The 19976-nt window shown below is 43.3% G+C and carries 17 protein-coding genes; 13 read left to right on the plus strand and 4 right to left on the minus strand.

Features of this window, described 5'->3' with window-relative positions; all coding sequences use genetic code 11:
- The first annotated feature begins 30 nt into the window (after nt 1-30).
- Genes ABD772_RS15445 through ABD772_RS15455 form a run of 3 tightly spaced genes read left to right on the plus strand, consistent with a single transcriptional unit; the run spans nt 31 to nt 2801 of the window.
- Nucleotides 31-1509, plus strand: coding sequence for a DUF5687 family protein (locus ABD772_RS15445; protein WP_345106413.1), 1479 nt, complete (start codon nt 31-33; stop codon nt 1507-1509).
- Between the two features lie 2 nt (nt 1510-1511).
- Complete coding sequence (locus tag ABD772_RS15450) at nt 1512-2258, plus strand: ABC transporter ATP-binding protein (RefSeq protein WP_345106416.1); 747 nt, start codon at nt 1512-1514, stop codon at nt 2256-2258.
- Nucleotides 2259-2306: 48 nt separating this feature from the next.
- Nucleotides 2307-2801, plus strand: coding sequence for a GNAT family N-acetyltransferase (locus tag ABD772_RS15455; RefSeq protein WP_345106419.1), 495 nt, complete (start codon nt 2307-2309; stop codon nt 2799-2801).
- 259 nt (nt 2802-3060) lie between these two features.
- Here ABD772_RS15455 and ABD772_RS15460 read toward each other — a convergent pair whose 3' ends face one another.
- The gene (locus ABD772_RS15460; protein WP_345106421.1) at nt 3061-4926 is read right to left on the minus strand and encodes a M61 family metallopeptidase; all 1866 of its coding nucleotides are present in this window, start codon (nt 4924-4926) and stop codon (nt 3061-3063) included.
- Nucleotides 4927-4992: 66 nt separating this feature from the next.
- On the minus strand, nt 4993-6111 hold the full coding sequence (locus ABD772_RS15465) for a DUF4407 domain-containing protein (protein WP_345106423.1): 1119 nt from the start codon (nt 6109-6111) through the stop codon (nt 4993-4995).
- A gap of 123 nt (nt 6112-6234) precedes the next feature.
- Here ABD772_RS15465 and ABD772_RS15470 point away from each other — a divergent pair, with 123 nt between their 5' ends.
- The 7 genes from ABD772_RS15470 to ABD772_RS15500 all read left to right on the plus strand — a co-directional run bounded on the left by ABD772_RS15470 (nt 6235) and on the right by ABD772_RS15500 (nt 13241).
- Entirely contained in the window at nt 6235-6549 is a 315-nt protein-coding gene (locus ABD772_RS15470; RefSeq protein WP_345106424.1) for a rhodanese-like domain-containing protein, read from the plus strand.
- A gap of 4 nt (nt 6550-6553) precedes the next feature.
- Nucleotides 6554-6736: a DUF6358 family protein gene (locus tag ABD772_RS15475; RefSeq protein WP_345106428.1), complete on the plus strand. Its 183-nt coding sequence runs from the start codon at nt 6554-6556 to the stop codon at nt 6734-6736.
- A gap of 126 nt (nt 6737-6862) precedes the next feature.
- Nucleotides 6863-8206, plus strand: coding sequence for an MFS transporter (locus tag ABD772_RS15480; protein ID WP_345106431.1), 1344 nt, complete (start codon nt 6863-6865; stop codon nt 8204-8206).
- A 167-nt stretch (nt 8207-8373) separates the two neighbouring features.
- Complete coding sequence (locus ABD772_RS15485; protein WP_345106433.1) at nt 8374-8760, plus strand: HYC_CC_PP family protein; 387 nt, start codon at nt 8374-8376, stop codon at nt 8758-8760.
- Nucleotides 8761-8841: 81 nt separating this feature from the next.
- A complete protein-coding gene (locus tag ABD772_RS15490; protein ID WP_345106435.1) occupies nt 8842-10227 on the plus strand; it encodes a hypothetical protein in 1386 nt (461 codons plus the stop codon).
- A gap of 89 nt (nt 10228-10316) precedes the next feature.
- Nucleotides 10317-12545, plus strand: a complete 2229-nt coding sequence (locus tag ABD772_RS15495; RefSeq protein WP_345106438.1) for a transglycosylase domain-containing protein — start codon at nt 10317-10319, stop codon at nt 12543-12545.
- Nucleotides 12546-12611: 66 nt separating this feature from the next.
- A complete protein-coding gene (locus tag ABD772_RS15500) occupies nt 12612-13241 on the plus strand; it encodes an NAD(P)H-dependent oxidoreductase (RefSeq protein ID WP_345106441.1) in 630 nt (209 codons plus the stop codon).
- 62 nt (nt 13242-13303) lie between these two features.
- Here ABD772_RS15500 and ABD772_RS15505 read toward each other — a convergent pair whose 3' ends face one another.
- Nucleotides 13304-14014, minus strand: coding sequence for a LytR/AlgR family response regulator transcription factor (locus ABD772_RS15505; RefSeq protein WP_345106444.1), 711 nt, complete (start codon nt 14012-14014; stop codon nt 13304-13306).
- 118 nt (nt 14015-14132) lie between these two features.
- On the opposite strand from ABD772_RS15505, the gene ABD772_RS15510 reads away from it, so the two are divergent.
- From ABD772_RS15510 to ABD772_RS15520, 3 genes are all read left to right on the plus strand, one after another.
- Nucleotides 14133-15239: a sensor histidine kinase gene (locus ABD772_RS15510; RefSeq protein WP_345106447.1), complete on the plus strand. Its 1107-nt coding sequence runs from the start codon at nt 14133-14135 to the stop codon at nt 15237-15239.
- 151 nt (nt 15240-15390) lie between these two features.
- The gene (locus tag ABD772_RS15515; protein WP_345106449.1) at nt 15391-16179 is read left to right on the plus strand and encodes a hypothetical protein; all 789 of its coding nucleotides are present in this window, start codon (nt 15391-15393) and stop codon (nt 16177-16179) included.
- Between the two features lie 28 nt (nt 16180-16207).
- Nucleotides 16208-19195: an outer membrane beta-barrel protein gene (locus ABD772_RS15520; protein WP_345106452.1), complete on the plus strand. Its 2988-nt coding sequence runs from the start codon at nt 16208-16210 to the stop codon at nt 19193-19195.
- Nucleotides 19196-19310: 115 nt separating this feature from the next.
- Here the strand turns inward: ABD772_RS15520 and ABD772_RS15525 are convergent, their stop codons facing one another.
- Nucleotides 19311-19964: a YceH family protein gene (locus tag ABD772_RS15525; protein ID WP_345106455.1), complete on the minus strand. Its 654-nt coding sequence runs from the start codon at nt 19962-19964 to the stop codon at nt 19311-19313.
- Nucleotides 19965-19976 lie beyond the last annotated feature (12 nt).

Genomic DNA, 19976 nt, shown 5'->3' on the forward strand with positions numbered 1-19976 from the left:
TAGTACCTTATTTCTTATTAAAAGACGTGCATGATAACAACTTTCCTTAAACACGAATTTAAAGCTTTTTGGCGCTCTAAAAACACAGGTAAAACGTTGACTGTGCGCATTATCCTGGCGTTATTGATCTTGCTACTGATGCTCTATGTAGTAGCCGCCGGGTTTTTTATGGCCCTGATCCTCAAAAAAGTTTTTCCGCACGATTCGATCATTTTCTCATTCTGCGGCTTTGTGCTCATTTATTTTCTGGGCGAACTTTTTTCAAGGATACAACTGCAAGAGTTACCTACGCTGCGCGTACAGCCCTACCTGCAACTACCTATCAGGCGCAATACCATTGTAGGTTATTTAACTTTTACTGCGTTGTTTTCGGTATTTAACCTGTGGCCGTTCCTGCTGTTCTGGCCTTTTATTTTTAAGCAGATATTGCCTTTGGCCGGCGGACTAGCGTCCTTTAGCTTTATCATAGCGCTGATAGGCTTATCGGTATTTAATAACTACCTGGCGCTGTATATCAAACGTAAATCAAATTTAAACGGCTGGATATTTCTAATATTCACAGCTTTTTTAGTCTTACTGGTTATGTGCGATTTTAAATGGCACCTGTATTCCATTCGTAATATATCTTACCTGTTTTTTGGTAACGTGTTAAAGTCGCCTGCTCTGGCATTGATACCGCTGGCATTGGGTGCATTTATGTTTTATTTTAATTTTTCATACCTCAAAAAAAACCTTTACCTGGAAGAGCTCAGCACCAAAAAGGACAAATACAAAAGCAGCACAGAGTTCCCGATACTAAATAGCTTTGGCCCCGTAGGCGATTTAGTGGCTAATGAAGTTAAGCTTATTCTGCGTAACAAACGCCCACGTTCTGCCTTAACCATGTCATTGTTATTCCTGTTTTACGGATTGATTTTTTATGCCAACCCCGGGCTAAAAGGCAGCGAAGGCTCTAAAGTTTTTGTAGGTCTGTTTATGACGGGCTTTTTCATTATTAACTACGGCCAGTTTATGTTCAGCTGGCAGGCCTCTCATTTTGACGGATTGATGGTAAGCAAAGTAAGTTTTTCAGATTTTTTAAAAGGAAAATATCTGCTGTTTACCGCAGCATCTACGGTGGCATTTATACTTACTACACCCTATGTATATTTTGGCTGGCGTGTATTACTAATTCATTTCATGATGTATTTATGGAACCTGGGCGTAACCACAAACATTGTACTTTACTTTGCCAACCGCAACGGCAAACGCATTGACCTGAGCAAGGGTGCATCATTTAACTGGGAGGGCGTAGGCGCGTCACAGTTCATTTTATCGTTCCTACTGTTTTTACCTCCATTTATTATTTACCTGCCATTTAAATGGCTGGGCTACCACGACCTGGCGCTTGCTGTGCTAGGGGCCTGCGGCTTAGCCGGTATATTAACCCGCAGCTTCTTTATCAAATTTCTTGAGGCTGATTTCCACAAACATAAATTTTCTGTATTAGAAGGTTTTAGAAACAAATAAGGATGATACAAGTAAAAGACCTTAAAAAAGTATATGGCGGTGTTATTGTAGTTAACATCCCACAATTAGAAATAACTAAGGGCGAGAGCATTGGCCTGGTGGGTAATAACGGCGCGGGCAAGACTACGCTGTTCCGCATTATTCTGGATCTGATTCGGCCCGATACTGGTCAGGTGAAATCGAACGGAGAATTGGTAGCCGGCGGCGAGAACTGGAAAAACTATACCGGTGCTTACCTCGACGAAGGCTTCCTGATTGATTACCTTACGCCCGAAGAATATTTTTACTTTATCGGTGGTCTGCATCAGTTATCACGCGCCCATGTCGACGATTTTTTGGGCCGTTATACTGAATTTTTCAATGGCGAGATCTTAAAGCGCGGCAAATACATTCGTGATCTGTCAAAGGGTAATCAAGCTAAAGTGGGCATTGTTTCCTGCCTGCTGCAAAACCCCGAATTGTTTATGCTGGACGAGCCTTTTGCCAATATCGACCCAACTACGCAGTTCCGCTTGAAAAACCTCATCAGAGAACAAACCGCTAATGGCGCTACTACTATCGTATCCAGCCACGATTTAAACCACATTACCGATGTGTGCGATAGGATCCTGCTGATGGAAAAAGGTAAGATCATTAAAGATCTGGCAACTAATTCATCGACGCTGGACGAGTTGGAGCATTATTTTGCTATCGGTCAGACTGACACACCTGCTGTTGAGTTAAATATCGATCCGGAAGAGAATCATTAGGTAGAGATAAGAGAGGATAGGTAAGCAGAGATAGTTTGATTTTCACCGATGTATACGATAAGAGAAGCCACGGTTAATGACGTCGAAACTATAAAACAATTGGCCCATGAAATCTGGTGGCCCACTTATTTGCCTATTTTGCCGGCCGATCAAATTGAGTTTATGCTGGCCGATCGTTACTCGACAGCAATGCTGACCGAACAGATCAACAGTGGCGAACAAACCTTTTTATTGCTATATGCGGATGAACAGCCATTGGCTTTTGCTGCCTATTCGGCTGATGACAAAGATCCGGAGGTTTACCGTTTGCATAAATTGTATAGCCTGCCATCAACCCAGGGCAAAGGGGTAGGCAAAGCATTATTGAATGCAGTGATCGAACGTGTTAAATCCGCCGGGAAAACCACTCTTGAACTTAACGTACATCGCGATAACCCCGTCAGAGGATTTTATGAAAAAATGGGGTTTGTTATAGCTTATGAGGTTGATATCCCTTTTGGCAAATATTTTCTGAATGATTATGTTATGCGGAAAGACCTGTAAACTCTACTTTGTAACGCTAAGTAATAGAATACCGGTTGGACTGAAAAGGGAAATGACCGCTTTGAATCCCGACGCTCATCCTGTTTTTACGACATTTACGTTTGTCATCTCTTCCTTTGGTCGATATGACAACGAAATAAAACATTGTCACTTCACTCCAGAGGCCACGGATTTTAAAACTCAGAATGAACTATTATTAATAGCCAACTAAGAAATATCTGCTGCGCTGTACCTAAACTCCTGAAGGGTTTAGCCGTTGTTATTTCACTTTAGATGACAACCAGGCGCCCCGAAACGCCTTTTGATTGGCAGATAAACTTAAGCCGGTTTTTTCAAAAGTCACTATCTCCAAAGCAGGACTTTCTTCAACCAGCAATGTAGTGGTGTGCTGCCCGCTGCGGTTATTATAAATTATGGTTACTTTGTCGCCAGGCTTTTTGTCGGCAAATACTGCATTTACAGATGCGGCATCAGTAACATCTTTTCCATCGGCCTTAACAATCACGTCGCCGGCGTCCAATCCGGCTTTATAAACCGGCGTATTCTTTACAGGGGATATCACTATCGGATATCCTGCCCCAACACCACGTAAAATAGCCGCACGGCCACCTGTAAAATCGGGCGGCAGTCCAATCCAGGGTCTCCCCGGTGCACGTTTACGCAATACCAGTCCGGCTTTTGCCAATAAGGCTTCGTAGTCGTTTTTTTCTATCCCGTTTATGTATTTGTCAAAAAAATCCGCCGCGAATTTGGGGCTTTTTGTTATTGCACCCAGGTCGGTTTGCAAATCGGCCACGGTATACGGTTTCATCACCCTACCGCGCGACAGCCAGACACTACGCATATAATCGTCAAGCGTTAAATTAAATTCACTACGCAGGCGCAGGTCAAGCGCCAAAGCTATAGCGCCGCCGTAATAATAATAGGTGGTAAAATTGTTCTGGTAGTTGGTAGGGTCAATGGCGACACCAGCATCAGTAAACACCGATTTGCGGCTCATCTCGGTAGCGGGATATTTCATCGCTCCCGGTGTAATTAAAACCGAATTAACCAGGCCTGAAAGTGTTGCACCATACTCATTCACATCATGAAAACCGGCACGCACCAAAAGTAGTTCGCCATAATATTGTGTAAACCCTTCGGCAAACCAAAGCTCATTGCTCATATTGGCATGCGTAAAATCAAACGGCTCCAATGATTTTGGCCGGATGCGCTTAACATTCCAACTATGAAAATATTCATGCGCGAAGGTGCTCAACAAGCCAATCTCATTCCCTGCAACTTTGTCAGCAGCATCAACAATACAGGTTGAGTTGCGGTGTTCCATGCCGTCGCCGGCATTATTTGGATAGACGTCGTCAAGAAAGGTATATTCACCATAATCGTAGGTCGGCAACTCGCCGAAAACGGCCTTTTCTTCCTGCACCACCTTTTGTACCATTTGGCCAAGGTTGTCAATGGTGCCCTGATCGTCGTTAGAATGAACGGTAAGGTTTATACGCTCTTTTTTGCCATCTGAATTGGTTACGTTCCAGTGAGTTTCTTTAAAATCAGATAGTTCTGTCGGGCTGTCCATCATATATTGCATATTGGGCGCCGAATAAATATTAGCCTCTTCATGCTTTAATTGCGTAGCCACCTTCCAGTTATATTTTTGCAAGTCTTGAAATTCAAAACGTATCGGGCGCTTTTCTGCGCCGGCCAGCCACATAAACACCGCCGGCATATTTAAATGCGCGTGGCTTTGGTCTATACCGGCGTAAGTACCGTCGGTCCAGTTTGCATATAGGGTATAAGATACTTTCACAGCATTACCGTGATTGGCAATCTGATATACATCACCGGCTATTTGTTTAATTATTAACGCCCGGCCGTTGCTGTCTGTAGCTTTTACATTGTACACATTTTTACCAAACTCATGCGTGGCGTAACGCCCGGCAGATGAGCGGCTCATATGTAATACTAACGGCCCGCCCGGTGCCGGAGAAATGGTCATGGCCACTTCGGCTTCGTGGTGCTGAGCATTGGGAAATGATATCGAATAGGAGATGGGTTTTTGAGGAGCCTGCGCAAAAGCACCAACCATAGCTAAAGTTAAGGCGCCAACAAGAAATTGTTTTTTCATCAGATCAATAAAATGTTGTTAAAATACGAATAATCTGATGACCGGCAAAATGCATGAGGCATCGCCTTAATCATACCGGTGCCAGTCACGATCATGGCCTGTGCGATTGCTTAAGGTATTCCGCCGTCGCTTAATATCTTCGTCAACATGGTCTTTGTAAACGCTGTCAATTACCTCGATATCCCGCTCCTTATCCCGCTCGGCATAATAAACGTTGGCTTCATAGGTTTTAGCAATGGCCACATCATAGGGCCCTTTGGGCGACATTAGCTTTACAAAAACCGGCAGGCACTCAAATAAAATAAACAGGTACCCTATAAATGATATCGCCAGGTAAGTATCCACATCGCGAGTTCCGTTTTCGTTATAACTTAACTGGCCCAGTGCCCAGTTACGGTCGGCAAAGCCTGCTATTTTCGCAAGGCTATCCAGTTGATGGTCACTGAATAATCTGGTACTGTTTACGCCTTCATATTCCTTTCTTGAACTCAGGTACTGATCCATATTGTCGGCGTTTTGGGTAACCAGTTTCAACCGATCTTCTTTTTCTTTTAATACTGACTGCTTTTGTTTCGCATAAGTACCATATCCCACTATGCCGGAGGTTTGGCTATTTTTTTCGCCAAATACCTCCTCATTTAGTTGAGTACGCGAACGGTTAATATCTTTTTCGAGCGAATCTTTTTCTTTTTTCAGATCGGCATTTTTGGCCAGCTCCATGCTGTATTTCTCATTGTAGGTTTTTTGTAGCGTATCAATCTTGCTATGCTGGCCCTTAAGATAAGCCGATTTTAGTTTTTGCCGAATTTCCTTGTCAAATATCTTGAGCTCCAATGGGCGCGATATAACCAGGCCAATCATGATAGCCAATAAAATACGCGGCGATGCCTGCAATATCTGCTGGTTGGTGGTGCCTTCTTTATTAATACTCGATACGATATAGCGGTCCATATTAAAAATGGCAAAACCCCACAACAAGCCAAACAGGATGGCAAACCCTACGGCAAAGCCATCGCCGTTAAAAACAAAGTACATGGCGTAACCACCGGATAGCGAGGCAAAAAGCGCTGTAAAAAATATAGTTGCGCCTATACCTACATATTTATTATGTTCAATAGGATACTTCTTTAACGTGTCTACGTGTGTGCCCGAACAGAACCAGAAAAACCGGGTTATTTTATCCATGTATGTTATCGTAATTCAATAATTGTATATGAAACGCCGCAAGGCACTAATTGTTACAAAATTAGGACGCATTTGTTACACATAAGCCCTACATTTGACAAGTAAATTTAATTTTTAAATATCATGCAAGAGATAACAGTCCAGGAACTTAAAGACAAAATAGATAACGGCGAAGACTTTCAACTGATTGATGTTAGGGAAGATTTTGAGTACGAAACCTCTAATATAGGCGGCCAGCTAATACCGCTCGGCGGCATATTAATTGAGGCCGATAAAATAAGTAAAGACAAACCTGTAGTGGTAATGTGCCGTAGCGGCAAACGCAGCGCAGCAGCCATTGCACAATTAGAACAACGGGGATATACTAACCTATCAAACCTGCAAGGCGGCATTTTGGCCTGGGCAGCCGAAATTGACCCTGATATGCAAGTTTATTAATATCATGAAGAAAAATATTTTTCTGAACACGCTTTATACCCTTTGCATTTTTGTTTGCCTGATATTGGCGTGGACCGGTATTAAGGACAAGCACTATGAATATGTAGCCGCAGGAGTTTTTGGCCTCGCGATATTTGGGGTACTTAAAGTACGCCTGATTAAAGAAGTACGAAAAACGCTCAAATAGTATTAAAAACAAAGTCTGAAGCCAATAACACTTCGGGCTTTGTTTTTAATGTTCCGGGGTTGTAGCCAAAAACTATTTCATTTTAAATTCATTATCTTATTAAATATTAGCTGTTAAATAAGATAAATGCCTGTTGCCAAATTCCCATTCAGCAAACAACTGGCTTATACCTGCGGTATGATAGGCTGGAGCATGATGACAAACACCATCATCGTCATGCTACCATACTTTTACCTTCCACCCTCAAACTCGAGATTAACTCAATATATACCGCAGCTGTTGGTTTTCGGGCTGTTTAATATTCTGTCTGTAATTGCAGCTTCGGGACACTTTGTTGATGCCGTGTTTGATCCTTTTATAGCATCATTAAGCGACAAGAGCACCAATAAACGCGGGCGACGCATTCCATTTATGCAATGGGCCATTTTACCGGCCATGCTCTTCTTTTGTTTAACATTTTACCCCCTGGTAAAAGGCGAAAGCATGTATAACGCGGCCTGGCTTACTATTAACATGATATTTTTCTTTATGGGAGCTACAGCATACATCATTCCTTATAACGCTTTGTTACCGGAAGTTACCGAGACAGCAGCCGAAAAGGTGCGGCTGTCATCTTTCCAGCAGGTGGGTTTCATCATAGGTATTATCTTTTCGGGCCTGATTAACAATTTTGCAGATCTTTTTCAAAGATTTATCCATATAAACCAGCGCGATACAGCCCTTCAATATACCATATGGACTATGAGTGTTTTTGCAGGTCTGTTTATGTTGATCCCGGTGATGTCAATTAACGAAAAGAAATACTCGCGCGGCAAGCCGTCGCACTTACCCCTGTTACCGGCGATCCGCAAAACCTTTAGTAACCGTAACTTTAAATATTACCTGGTATCTGATTTCTCGTATTACATGGCGCTCAGCATCATTTCCAGCGGCTTGCTGTATTTCGTAAAGGTGCTGCTGTTGCTGCCAGAATCGCGCGGCGGAGAACTAATGGCGGCTATGGTGTTGTTTTCGCTGGTATTTTATCCGCTCATTAATTATCTGTCAAAAAAGATCGGGAAAAAATCAATCGTATTGTTTTCTTTCGCGCTGCTAAGTTTAATTTTTGTAGCGATATTTTTTCTGGGGAGAATCCCGCTGGCACCTATCGCACAGGCTTATATACTGGTATTGGCTGCCGCTATACCTTTGGCATCATTAGGTATATTGCCCAATGCTATCCTGGCCGATATCGCCCAGCACGAAGCCGACGAAACCGGCGAAAACCGCGAGGGGATGTTCTTTGCTGTCAAATACTTGTTCGTAAAGCTTGGCCAAACCCTGGGCATAGCGCTGTTTGCCTTTCTAACCGTGTACGGTAAAGACCCCGGCAATGATTATGGCCTGCGTTTAAATGGCATTTGCGGTTGTGTTCTTTGCGTATTGGCGTTCATTATTTTTAGCCGGTTTAAAGAAGTGAGGCGCAGATAGTAAAGTCCTGTTCCATTGTGTTTCACTCTATTTTATAACCGCTTAAATATAAACATGTTGACCCCAAAATCAGTTTCAAGTGTTTCACTGTTTCATGAAACATACGCAGCTATTAATATAACTCACAACCACTTGCATTTTAAAATGTTATAGATTAGTTTTGTAGCATGATGAAAAGATTTTCAGCAATGTTTATGGCTAAGGTGTACCTGATTACAGCTGTAGGCTTCGCGCTGAATCTCCATTTTTGCGGCAACGTGCTGGCTTCCGTAAAACTTAACGGCCCTACAAAAACCTACGAACAGCCATCGGCGGCTAAAAAGTGCTGCAAAGAAAAGCAGGTCGACGTAAAGATAAAAGACGCTCATCAAGCAGAGTCGCCGTCATTGATGATGAAGCTGTTTGGCTTCGAAATTTCAAAAATCCCATTCGGCGATTACGTATTATCGGCCCAGCAAGCGCTGTTAGATAAACTTAACGCTACGCCACCGCCGCCGCCGCCAGCTTCAGGCAAAGAGGCACAGTATATTAAAAACTGCACCTTGCGCATCTGATTAATTTAATCGTTTTATTTTGCGCCGGCGGACCGACCTCCGGGTGCCCCGTTTTGTTTTTACGATTAATTTTTATCACCCATGAAATCTATATTATTTATAACTGCTGCTATATTTTTAGCTGCCGCGACACCACTACACGCGCAGCAAACCCAACCAGATACTGCCAGGCCCAAAAAACACACCCACATGATGAATGGCGTCGAAATGAGTGACGACGACATGATGATGGATATGGGATCTATGCAAATGAACAGCCAGTTCTCGCTCGACTTGCCTATGAACCGCGACGGCTCGGGTACCTCTTGGATGCCGGACGCGTCGCCGATGTATGCATACATGATCCACGGCAACAAGTGGATGACCATGATCCATGGCAATTTCTTTTTACGATATAACAACCAGGATATCTTTAAATCAGGTAGCCGCGGCGGACAGAAGTTTGATGTGCCCAACATGATCATGGCCATGACACAAACTAAAGTGGGCAGCAATGGATTATTTGCTATCAATACCATGTTCTCTGCCGATCCATTTTTGGTGGGCGCAGGTGGATACCCGCTGCTGTATCAAACCGGCGAGTCCTATAAAGGCAACAAACTGGTTGACAGACAACATCCGCATGACTTGTTTGCCGAACTGAACGTGGCTTACACACAACGCCTGGCCAGTCAGACAGACATAACTGCCTCATTTGGTTTCCCGGGCGAGCCGGCCCTTGGGCCGCCCGTGTTTATGCACCGCCTGTCTGGTATGAATGACCCCAATGCACCGTTAAGCCACCATTACCAGGATGCTACCCATATCGCATTCGGCGTGGCAACATTAGGTTTACGCTACCGGGACATGAAGGTTGAAGGATCAGTATTTACCGGTCGCGAACCGGATGAGTTCAGGTATAACTTCGACCAGATGAGGTTCGATTCATACTCCTTCCGGGTATCTTATAATCCATCAAAACAATGGGCATTGCAAGTGTCGGACGGTTATATCCATAGCCCGGAAGAAGCCGAGCCGGCACAAAATGTAAATCGCTTTACGGCGTCAATCATGAATACTAAAATGCTTGGCGATGACAGCTATATGGCTACTACATTGATTTATGGACAGAATCATTACTTGGATAATGGCAAAACCCTGCCCTCAGTTTTATTAGAGAGCAGCCTGCAGCATCGCCGCGTAGCTATTTACGGCCGGTACGAATATGTTCAAAAAGACGCCGAGGAGTTGGATATGCATATAGCGTTCCCGGCCAATCCTAACTTCAACATTCATGCACTTACTTTAGGTACCAACTATATTTTAAGCAACGTTAAAAACACCAATTTAACTTTGGGCGTACAGGGAACGGTTGATGTGTCACCGTCTCCGCTGAAAAGCTATTACGGCGCGACACCCGTAAGTTTGCAGGTTTATTTGCGAATTAGCCCATCAATGATGAAAATGGATCAGAGGATGCAGATGTAAGCCCGGTATCAAAATAAAAGGCGGCGCATTCACGTTAAATAAACATTTTAACACTCCTGACGTTTGTAAACTTACAAATTACTTTAGTTTTGGATAAAAATTCGTTGATGCGTCGCCTTCATCCTAAATACATCCGCCTGGCGGTAATTATTGCTGCTTCTTTATTTGTACTATTGCTTATCGGCGGCTATATAGCCTACAACAAACGCGAAAGTATACTGCAACATGAAATTACAAAGGCTAAAGAGCGGGCCAAAAAACAATACCGTCTTGACTTAATAATAGGCTCCGCACATTTTACCGGATTGACCACAATTACATGCACCGATATCACTATCGTGCCTGAAAATCGCGACAGCCTGTTAAGCATTAAACACTTTGATGTCAGTATCAAGCTGTTCCCGTTGCTGTTCGGTAACATCAAACTGGCTAACGTCGATTTGTTGAATGGGCACTTAAATCTGACCGATATCAAAGGTGTAAAGAACTTTGACTTCCTATTTAAAAAGAAAACCGATTCTACCCAAACGCATACCAAAGTTGATCTGGGTGAACTATCGAATAACCTTATCAAACAGGTTTTGTATAAGATACCCGACAACCTGCTTGTAAATAATTTCCTTGTATCATTCACCAATGACAGTACGCAGCTTAAACTGCTTACCCAAACAGCCAGGATCGATGACGGCCAATTGTCCTCAACCATTAAGCTGAATGATACGGTGGCAACCTGGCATTTCTCGGGCACTATGCACCCAAGCGATAAACAAATAGACGTTAAACTTTATGCTGACAATGGCAAGGTGGAAATTCCATTTATAGGCAAACGCTTTAAGGCGAAAGTGAATTTTGATAACATCACCATCAAGCTTAACAACGTTAAACATCACAATAACGAAACGCAAATAGAAACCTATTGCAGTGCTCACAACCTGCTTATTAATCAGCCTGGTTTAGCAGCCAATGATATAGTAGTGCCTGATGGCTCGATAGAAGCCAACTTTTTTATAGGGCCCAACTATATTTCGCTTGACAGTTCGTCTGTTATTCATCTTAAAAAAATTAGCGCACATCCTTTCATTAAATACACGCTTAACCCCGTAAAGCTCTATGAGTTTAAAATAAGCACAGGCTGGCAAAATGCACAGGATATTTTTGATTCATTTCCTAACGGGATGTTTGAGTCGCTGGCAGGCATTAAGGTGGCGGGCAAATTAAACTATTCGGCTTATTTTTTCCTGAACAAGAACTTGCCGGACAGCCTGCGTGTGGACTCGCGCATGGAGAAGGATGCCGATTTTAAAATACTTGCCTATGGCAAAACCGATCTGAGTAAATTGAACAAGCCTTTTGTTTATACGCCGTACGAAAAGAACAAACCGATGCCTTCGCGGATGATCGGGCCATCAAACCCCAATTATACGCCGTTAGAGGATATATCACCATACCTGCGCAACGCAGTAATGACAGCCGAAGACCCAACCTTTTATAAAAACCACGGCTTTGTAGAGAAGGCCATTCGCCAGTCAATTATTACCGACATTAAAAAACATGAATTTAAACGTGGCGGGAGTACTATTTCTATGCAGTTGGTTAAAAACTCTTTCCTGACCCGTAAAAAAACGCTAAGTCGGAAGATTGAGGAGATCCTGATAGTTTGGCTGATTGAAAATAATCACGTCATGACCAAAGACCGCATTTTGGAGGTCTACTTTAACATCATAGAATGGGGGCCAGGTATTTATGGCATTGCCGAGGCATCGCATTATTATTTTGGCAAAACACCCGCCGAGCTTGACCTGGGCGAAAGTATTTTTCTGGCCAGTATTGTGCCGCGGCCTAAAGCCGGCTTATATGCCTTTTTACCTGATGGAAGTTTACGCCCCGGATTAGAAAACTATTTTAACTCGTTAGGCCGCATGATGATGGGTAAAGGTTTTGTACAGGCCGATAGCAGCTCATACGGGTTTTACACGGTACGCTTAAAAGAAAGCCTGCGCCGCAACGTGGCTCCGGTCGACTCTGCCTCTGCAAACCGTATACTTAATGCACCTGTTGACGACGATATTGATTTGGCGTTGCCGATCATCGAAGAGCCGCAACAAGAGAAAAAACCAAATTTCTTTCAGCGCTTATTTGGTAAAAAAGACACCGTACAACAAAAAACAGATCAGATGTTGAAAGACGAAGAGGACCAACGCATTAAAGCGATTGACCCAACCGGTAAAACTAACAAGGAAATTCGTCAGGAAAAACGAGCTATCAAAGATGACATCAAAGCCAAACGAAAAGCATTAAAAGATCAGGGAAAGCTATAATTACGCAGGGATGACGCACTTGTGTGTTTAAACATCTAATTTTGTCTTTAATTAGATTTAAAGCATATGGCACTTTTAGATAAATTAAACTGGCGTTATGCCACCAAAAAATTCGATACTGCTAAAAAAGTAAGCAACGAGCAATTAAACACCTTATTAGACGCAATACAGTTATCGCCATCATCGGCCGGCCTGCAGGCTTACCGTGTAATTGTAGTAAGCGACCCCAAGCTAAAAGAACAGTTGCGTGAGGCCGCTTACGGGCAACAACAACTAACCACAGCATCACATATATTTGTGTTTGCTGCCGAAACGGGATTAGACAGTCTTTACGTAAAAAACTACATAGACCGTATTGCAGAAGTACGCGGGATTGACCGTTCAACGCTCTCAATTTTCGAAAACAACATCAATAACAATATCAGCAGCCAAACAGAAGATGATAAAATTACCTGGAATAAAAAGCAATGTTATATTGCTTTAGGTGTACTGGTAAGCGCCGCTGCAGAAGCAGGCATTGATGCTTGTGCCATGGAAGGTTTTGACACGGCTAAATTCGACGAGATATTGGGTTTGAAGGAGTTGGGACTTACATCGGCCGTTATTGCCCCCATTGGTTTTCGCGCAGAGGATGACCATATGAGCAAGGCCGCCAAAGTACGCAAGCCAAAAGAAGAGTTGTTTATTCACCTATAAACTATAATGTTAAGCAAAAGAAAAAAGCGATCTGGTTAAAAACTGAATCGCTTTTTTTGCTTTCAATTCAATCGCCCCGTCATCCTGTCTATTACTTCTTTATAGCTATCACTAAAGGGTATCTCAACATCAGCCACTTTAATACGGCCCTTCCGGATAGAATGCACATGGTCAAGGTTTACGATGTATGATTTATGTATCCTGAAAAAACCATCAGCCGGCAACTGGCTTTCCAGCGATTTAATGGTGACTCTTGATATTATCGCTTTGGGTGCGTTGTTCAGGTATATCTTTACATAATCTTTCAGGCCTTCTATATAAGTAATATCGTCGTGATTTACCTTGATCAGATTATAGTCAGCATATAAAAAAATATATTTCCGGCGCTTGTCGGTTTCAGCATTCGCATTACGCTTGTTTTGCTCAAATATAGTTCGTGCCTTGTTGCAGGCCTTTAAAAAGCGCTCCACCGCTACAGGTTTTAAAAGATAATCAACCACGTCCAGCTCAAAGCCATCCAGCGCAAACTGATCATAAGCAGTTACAAAGATAATAAGAGGTTTATTGGCCAGGCTTTTAACAAACTGCAAGCCATTTATACCCGGCATCTGTATATCACAAAATATCAGGTCGACCGGTTGCTGCTGCAATACTTGCATGGCTTGTGCAGCCGATTGGCAACTCGCCACCAGTTCAAGGCTTTCTACCATGCGGATATTGTCTTCAAGCAGCTCGAGTGCCAGGGGTTCGTCGTCAATTATAATACAGTTCATGGTTGGTTTATACAATATTACTAAGTTATTGTCATAAAGTATGTACTGTTCGTCGCAACAATACGGCGTCTTGTCTCATATATGTTACATTGTGCTATTTTCTGGTTTTATTTGCATTGTGAAAAAACTGATTGACAACCGCTGGTTCCTGGTGGCTATCCCTTTTATAGTATGGCTATCATTACTGGTTCTGCCTTTTATCCTGGGCATAGATAGTAATAATAACGCTCCAACCGCCGAGCGAGCGCGTTTTATCACTAATGTAATGATCAGCTATAGCCTGTTGCTTTGCCTGTTCTACATTCATACCTATGTGGTATATCCGCTTTGGGATAAAAAGATCATTTTTTACATTTTTGCCTTATTGGCTCTGCTTGTCGGTTATTGGTTTTGCTGGCATTTATTACATATCGAAGCTCCACGCCCCGGCCATTTCGGGCACAGGCTGCCGATGGGGGGCAATCACCCTTTTGAACAACAAGGTTACCATGAGCGCCGTTGGCGCCGCGATTTCCGAAACCCGTTTAACTTGTCGCCCATACTATCGTCATTCATAGCCATACTGTGCAGCTTTTGCTACCGGGTTATTTTAGACAACCGCGCCCGTCAGCAAATGGTTAAAGAGCGTGAGAATATAGACCTGCAGTCGGAACTTACATTTTTGAGATCTCAGATAAGCCCGCATTTTATGTTTAACGTGCTGAATAACCTGGTTTCTTTAGCACGCAAAAAGTCTGACAAACTGGAGCCATCGCTCATCAACCTGTCACAGCTAATGCGGTATATGTTATATGAAAGCGATGACAACCGCGTGTTTTTGGGCAAAGAGGTCGATTACCTGAAAAGTTACATAAATCTGCAAATGCTGCGTTATGGCAGCAATGTAAAGATTAACCTTCAAACCTTTGGTGAGCTTGACATGTACACTATCGAGCCGATGCTGCTTATCCCATTTGTCGAAAATGCCTTTAAACACGGCATCGGTATGATCGAGAACCCTGTTATCAATATCCTGGTTTCGGTGGATAGCGATAAAAATGAATTACATTTTGAGGTAGATAATATCATCAGTCCTCAAGATGTATCAAAAGACAGCAACTCGGGCATTGGTATAGTCAATGTACGCCGCCGCCTGGCTATTTTATATCCCGGCAAACACAATCTCGACATCGTTAATGAGCGCAATACCTTCACGGTTAACCTTTACATAACCCTGTCTAAATAACGCGTTAACCGGTTAAAACTCAAATTGCTGGTCGCGTCAATCCGTAAATTTGTCGCTACAATCATCGGGGTGGTATACTTTATTTCTTACTTTGATAGTCTATTGCTAACCTTGTTCATGCCTTGTTAAAACCCGGGGCCTATAAAAAAAAATGAAAAAGCTACTCCCTTTAACGGTTTTATTCGTATTGGCGGGCACCTGCTTATTTGCGCAAGGGGTCGAGCCAAAGAAACTAAGCACGGTACAAGTGGGGAATGTATTGACACCCCGGGTTAAAATAGACGGAAAACTTACCGAGTGGAATAACGATTTCAAAGCTTATAACCGAAACACCCGGTTGCTTTATATTTTATCCAACGATGAAAAAAACATATACCTGGCGGCCAAATCAACCGATTTTACTACGACAGCCAAGATCATTTCAGGTGGCATAAACCTGTTGATAAACACTGACGGCAAGAAAAAAGATAAGGGTGCCCCAAGCATCACTTTCCCAATTATTGAGCACCCAGAACGGCTCGCGGGCGGTTTGGGCAATCGGTTTGAAAACCGAAATGCCGGTGCCGACACAGAGTTAATGAACAGGGTACATGAGCGTACAATTATAGCCGCAAAGCAAATAAGGGTATTGGGTATAACTGGTATTACTGACACCCTGATTTCAATTTATAATAGCGATGGCATTAAAACCGCTATCAATTTTGATAAAGATGGCAGCCTGACATTTGAAATGGCTGTCCCGCTAAAACTGATCAACCTTACCGCCGATAACACCAAAGAGCTGGCTTACCACATTATATTGAACGGTTTCCAGGTTGAAGGCCGCGGCGGAGGAGGAGGAGCTGGTGGTGGCGGAGGCGGGCGCAATGCTCTAGACTTTCTGGATCTTGTAACACCGAGCGACTTTTGGGGGAAATACACGCTGGCAAAAAAACAATAATATCCAGGCTCATAACAAGCACAACAAAATGAAAAAAATAACACTAATTACGTTGCTTATGCTGTCGGCAGGGCAGCTGTGGGCTCAAAGGGGCGACCGTGGAGATGACGGCGGAGGTAGCCGCAGCCAGTTTAGCCGTGGCACGCAGCAGCAAAACACCACGGTGGCTCCGCCATTGGCAAACCGCGATGTGAGCGGCATTGTAAAAGATGAAAGCGGACAAACGGTTATCGGTGCTACAGTTGTCCTTAAATCGAAGTCTGATACCATAAGTGTAGCAACAAACGCCGATGGTATATTTGTAATACACGCTGTTAAGCAAAATACTTTTAATGTTACCGTTACCAGCGTAGGGCTTAGACAATTTGTACAGAAGTATGCCTTTAGCGCCAGTAAAAAAAATCTGGTGCTTGATCCCATTACCTTGAAAAATGCGAGCAACAGGCTTGGTGAAGTTACCGTTAACGGCACACCAAGCGTAACATACAAAGAAGATACTGTTGAGTACCGTGCCAGCGACTATAAAGTACGCGAAAACGCAACACTCGACGAACTCTTAAAGAAAATGGAAGGCATGGAGGTAGGCAGTGACGGTTCATTAACCCATCAGGGCCAGCAGGTAACCCGCGCCAAGTTAAATGGTAAAGAATATGCCGGCGGCGATGTAGCCCAGGCTATTCAAAACCTTCCGGCAGATATTATTGAAAAAGTACAGATTGTTGATGACTACGGCGACCAGGCTGCGCGTACCGGCATTAAAGATGGTGATCCACAAAAAGTGCTGAACGTTACCACCAAAGCCGATCGATCAGTAGGTACAACGGGGCGAATCACGGGACAATATGGTAGCGCCGGCCGATACAATGCGCAATTATTTGTTCAGCGGATTAATGCTAATCAGCAATTGGGTATTATAGGCAATCTACGTAATACGGTGCTTGGCGTATCGTCTACCGGCTTACAAGGCGGGGCCACCAATGATGGCGGCGGGGGTAGCGGTGTAGGCAGTAACGCCCGTGGTGGCGGAAACGGCGGCGGTGGTGGTGGCGGAAACGCCCCGAGTGGAGGTACCACACGCTCGGGTTCGCCGTCGTTTAACTATCGCGATCAATGGAACAAGAAAATACAGGTAGTAGGTAGCTATGCCTATAATTTCAGAGACAATAACTCCTTCAACGAAAACTATGGCAAAAATTATGTAACCAACGGTACATTTGCCAATAAAAGTAATTCTGAGAATGATAGTAAATCGCACAACCTGCGTTTCGAGATGGATATTAACCTGGATAGTGCCAATTACTTACAATTAACGCCAAACTACAGCTATAATAATTCATCGTCTATGAATAGTTCATATCAAGATGCTGTAAATTATTACCCGGCAACGGCTAGAGATTCTGCTCGTTTTGAGCACCGTGTAGATAATGGCACCAATTCGTCGCTTAATTCAAGCAGCAATTATGGTATTACTGCATTTTATCTGCACTTGTTTAAAAAACCCAAACGTAATTTGTCACTTCAGTTAGCTTATAATTATTCACAATCAAAAGCTAACAGTGAGCAAAACACTGTCTATAGTTATTTTGCAGACGAAACTTTAAATCTGCCACTGCCCGGTTTGGACTCAATAGCGCATAACATCACCAACCGTACTAACGAAACTAAAAGCCTGCAAGCTGTTATGACTTATGTTGAACCACTGGGTACCAAATCGTTATTAGAATTTAGCACCAACTGGAGCCGCAGGAATAATACAGTAACTTCATTAGTGTCTGTTTATGATTCGTTGACCAATACTTTACAGGCCGCGCCTCAATATAGCAGTATTTACGACTATACAGTGACCGATGCCCGCGCTACAGTCGACTATCGCTTTGTGAATACTAAGGTTAATATATCATTGGGTGCATCGGCGGTACCATTTTATTTGGATGGCACTAAACTAAACGCCGCTTTAGGAACAAATGCGTCTTCATCTATAAGTAATTTCAGATTTATTCCTGCCTTTCGTTTTGCATATTCATGGTCTCGAACCGAGAGGTTTACTTTAAACTATAGCGGCCGGAATCAAGAGCCAAGCTTTACACAGATACAACCTTTTACCGACATATCAAATCCGGGCCATATTATAGTAGGTAATCCCAATCTGAAGCCATCATTTAGTAACGCTATTAATGCCCAATACAATAACTATTTCGCAAACTCGAAGTTTAATTTATCATTTGGCGTTGTGGCCACCCGGATAGATGATGCTATCATCCAAAACAATAACACGCCAACTGTAAACGGCCGTAAAGTAACTGAAACAGAATATCTGAATATTAACGGCACTAAGTCTGTGGTGGGTCGGTATTCAATCTCAAAACAGTCAGAAAACCGGGCTATAAATTTGGCGCTGAACGGCAATGTATCCTACTCTTATTCACCTCAAATGCGTTCTGGCCAATTATATCATCAAACTACCTGGAGATTCGACGAACGGTTGGGTCCGCGTATCACCCCATCCGATGATTTTGAAATCAATCCGTTTCTCGGGTATGATATAGCGCGTTACTTTACTTCAATACCTAATATCCCGGATTCAGGTTTATCGGGGTCTACATCAATCAACGGTTTTAACAGTACCGCCACTCAACTGCAAACTACTTCATTGGGTTTACAGGGGCGCATGTATTTTTTCAAAACCTGGCAGATTAATTATGACGCCACAAAAAGGTTTATCAGCGGGATAAATGGAGGAAATACAACCCCTTTGATTATCAATGCGGGTTTTGAAAAAGAATTTCTGGCCAAGCGTAACCTGGTATTGACCTTCAACGTGTATGACTTACTGCATCAAAACAACTACCTGCAAAAAGTCGTAACCGGTCAGGGCGAAACCAATACCATATCTAACACCCTGAGCCGTTACTTTATGGTGGGTTTACGCCTTAACTTACAAAAATGGAGCGGTACACCGCAACGTAACGGCCGCAATATGCAGCGCCGCGGCGATGGCAGCTTCATTTACAACTAAGCGACATTTCAAATAAAAAGAAACGGCGATAGTTTAATTAAACTATCGCCGTTTCTTTTTTGTACAGATGCTTTAATTATGGATCAATCAGCAGCATAAAGCTAATTACCGCCCATTAGCTCAATTCTTTCATCAGTTTGTCAAATGCTTCCTTAAGTTCTGCCAGTTCTTGTTCTACTTTAGCCAGGCGGGGCTCCAACCCACTGTTTGATCGGCCTGACGGTTGATCGTCATAGTCTTCTTCTTCACTTATCTCGGGGACACCGGCCAGTAAATGTGCATAACGTGCTTCTTTTTGCCCGGGCCGCTTTGGTAACTGCAACACAAAGGAGACATCGCCATCGGCTAATTTTTCCAGCATCTCCTGCACTTCCTCAATCGATTCAAATTCATAGAGGCGGCCCGCATTAGTGTTGATTTCGCCTGGTGTTTGCGGTCCGCGTAGCATTAGCAGGCACATAATAGCCAGTTCGGCCGGGATAAGCGGATATGCAATAGCAAAGTTGTGCTTATATTTTACTGAGCGGATAGAACCACCCGTTGCTGTTGATACCAATCCACGCCGTTTTAACATATTCAGCGCCTCCATTACTGTCTCATCGTCATAGTGCACCACCGGCTTGCGCGATGTTTTCTGGTTGCAGGCCAGGGTAATGGCATTGACGGTCATGGGGTAATAGTCGGGTGTAGCACGACTTTTTTCGATTAATGATCCGAGTACCCTTAGTTCTATAGGGTCAAGTGTGGGCAGAGCTTGCGGCGTATCCATTTAAATTGGTTA

This window comes from Mucilaginibacter panaciglaebae, assembly GCF_039539265.1.
GTDB lineage: Bacteria > Bacteroidota > Bacteroidia > Sphingobacteriales > Sphingobacteriaceae > Mucilaginibacter > Mucilaginibacter panaciglaebae.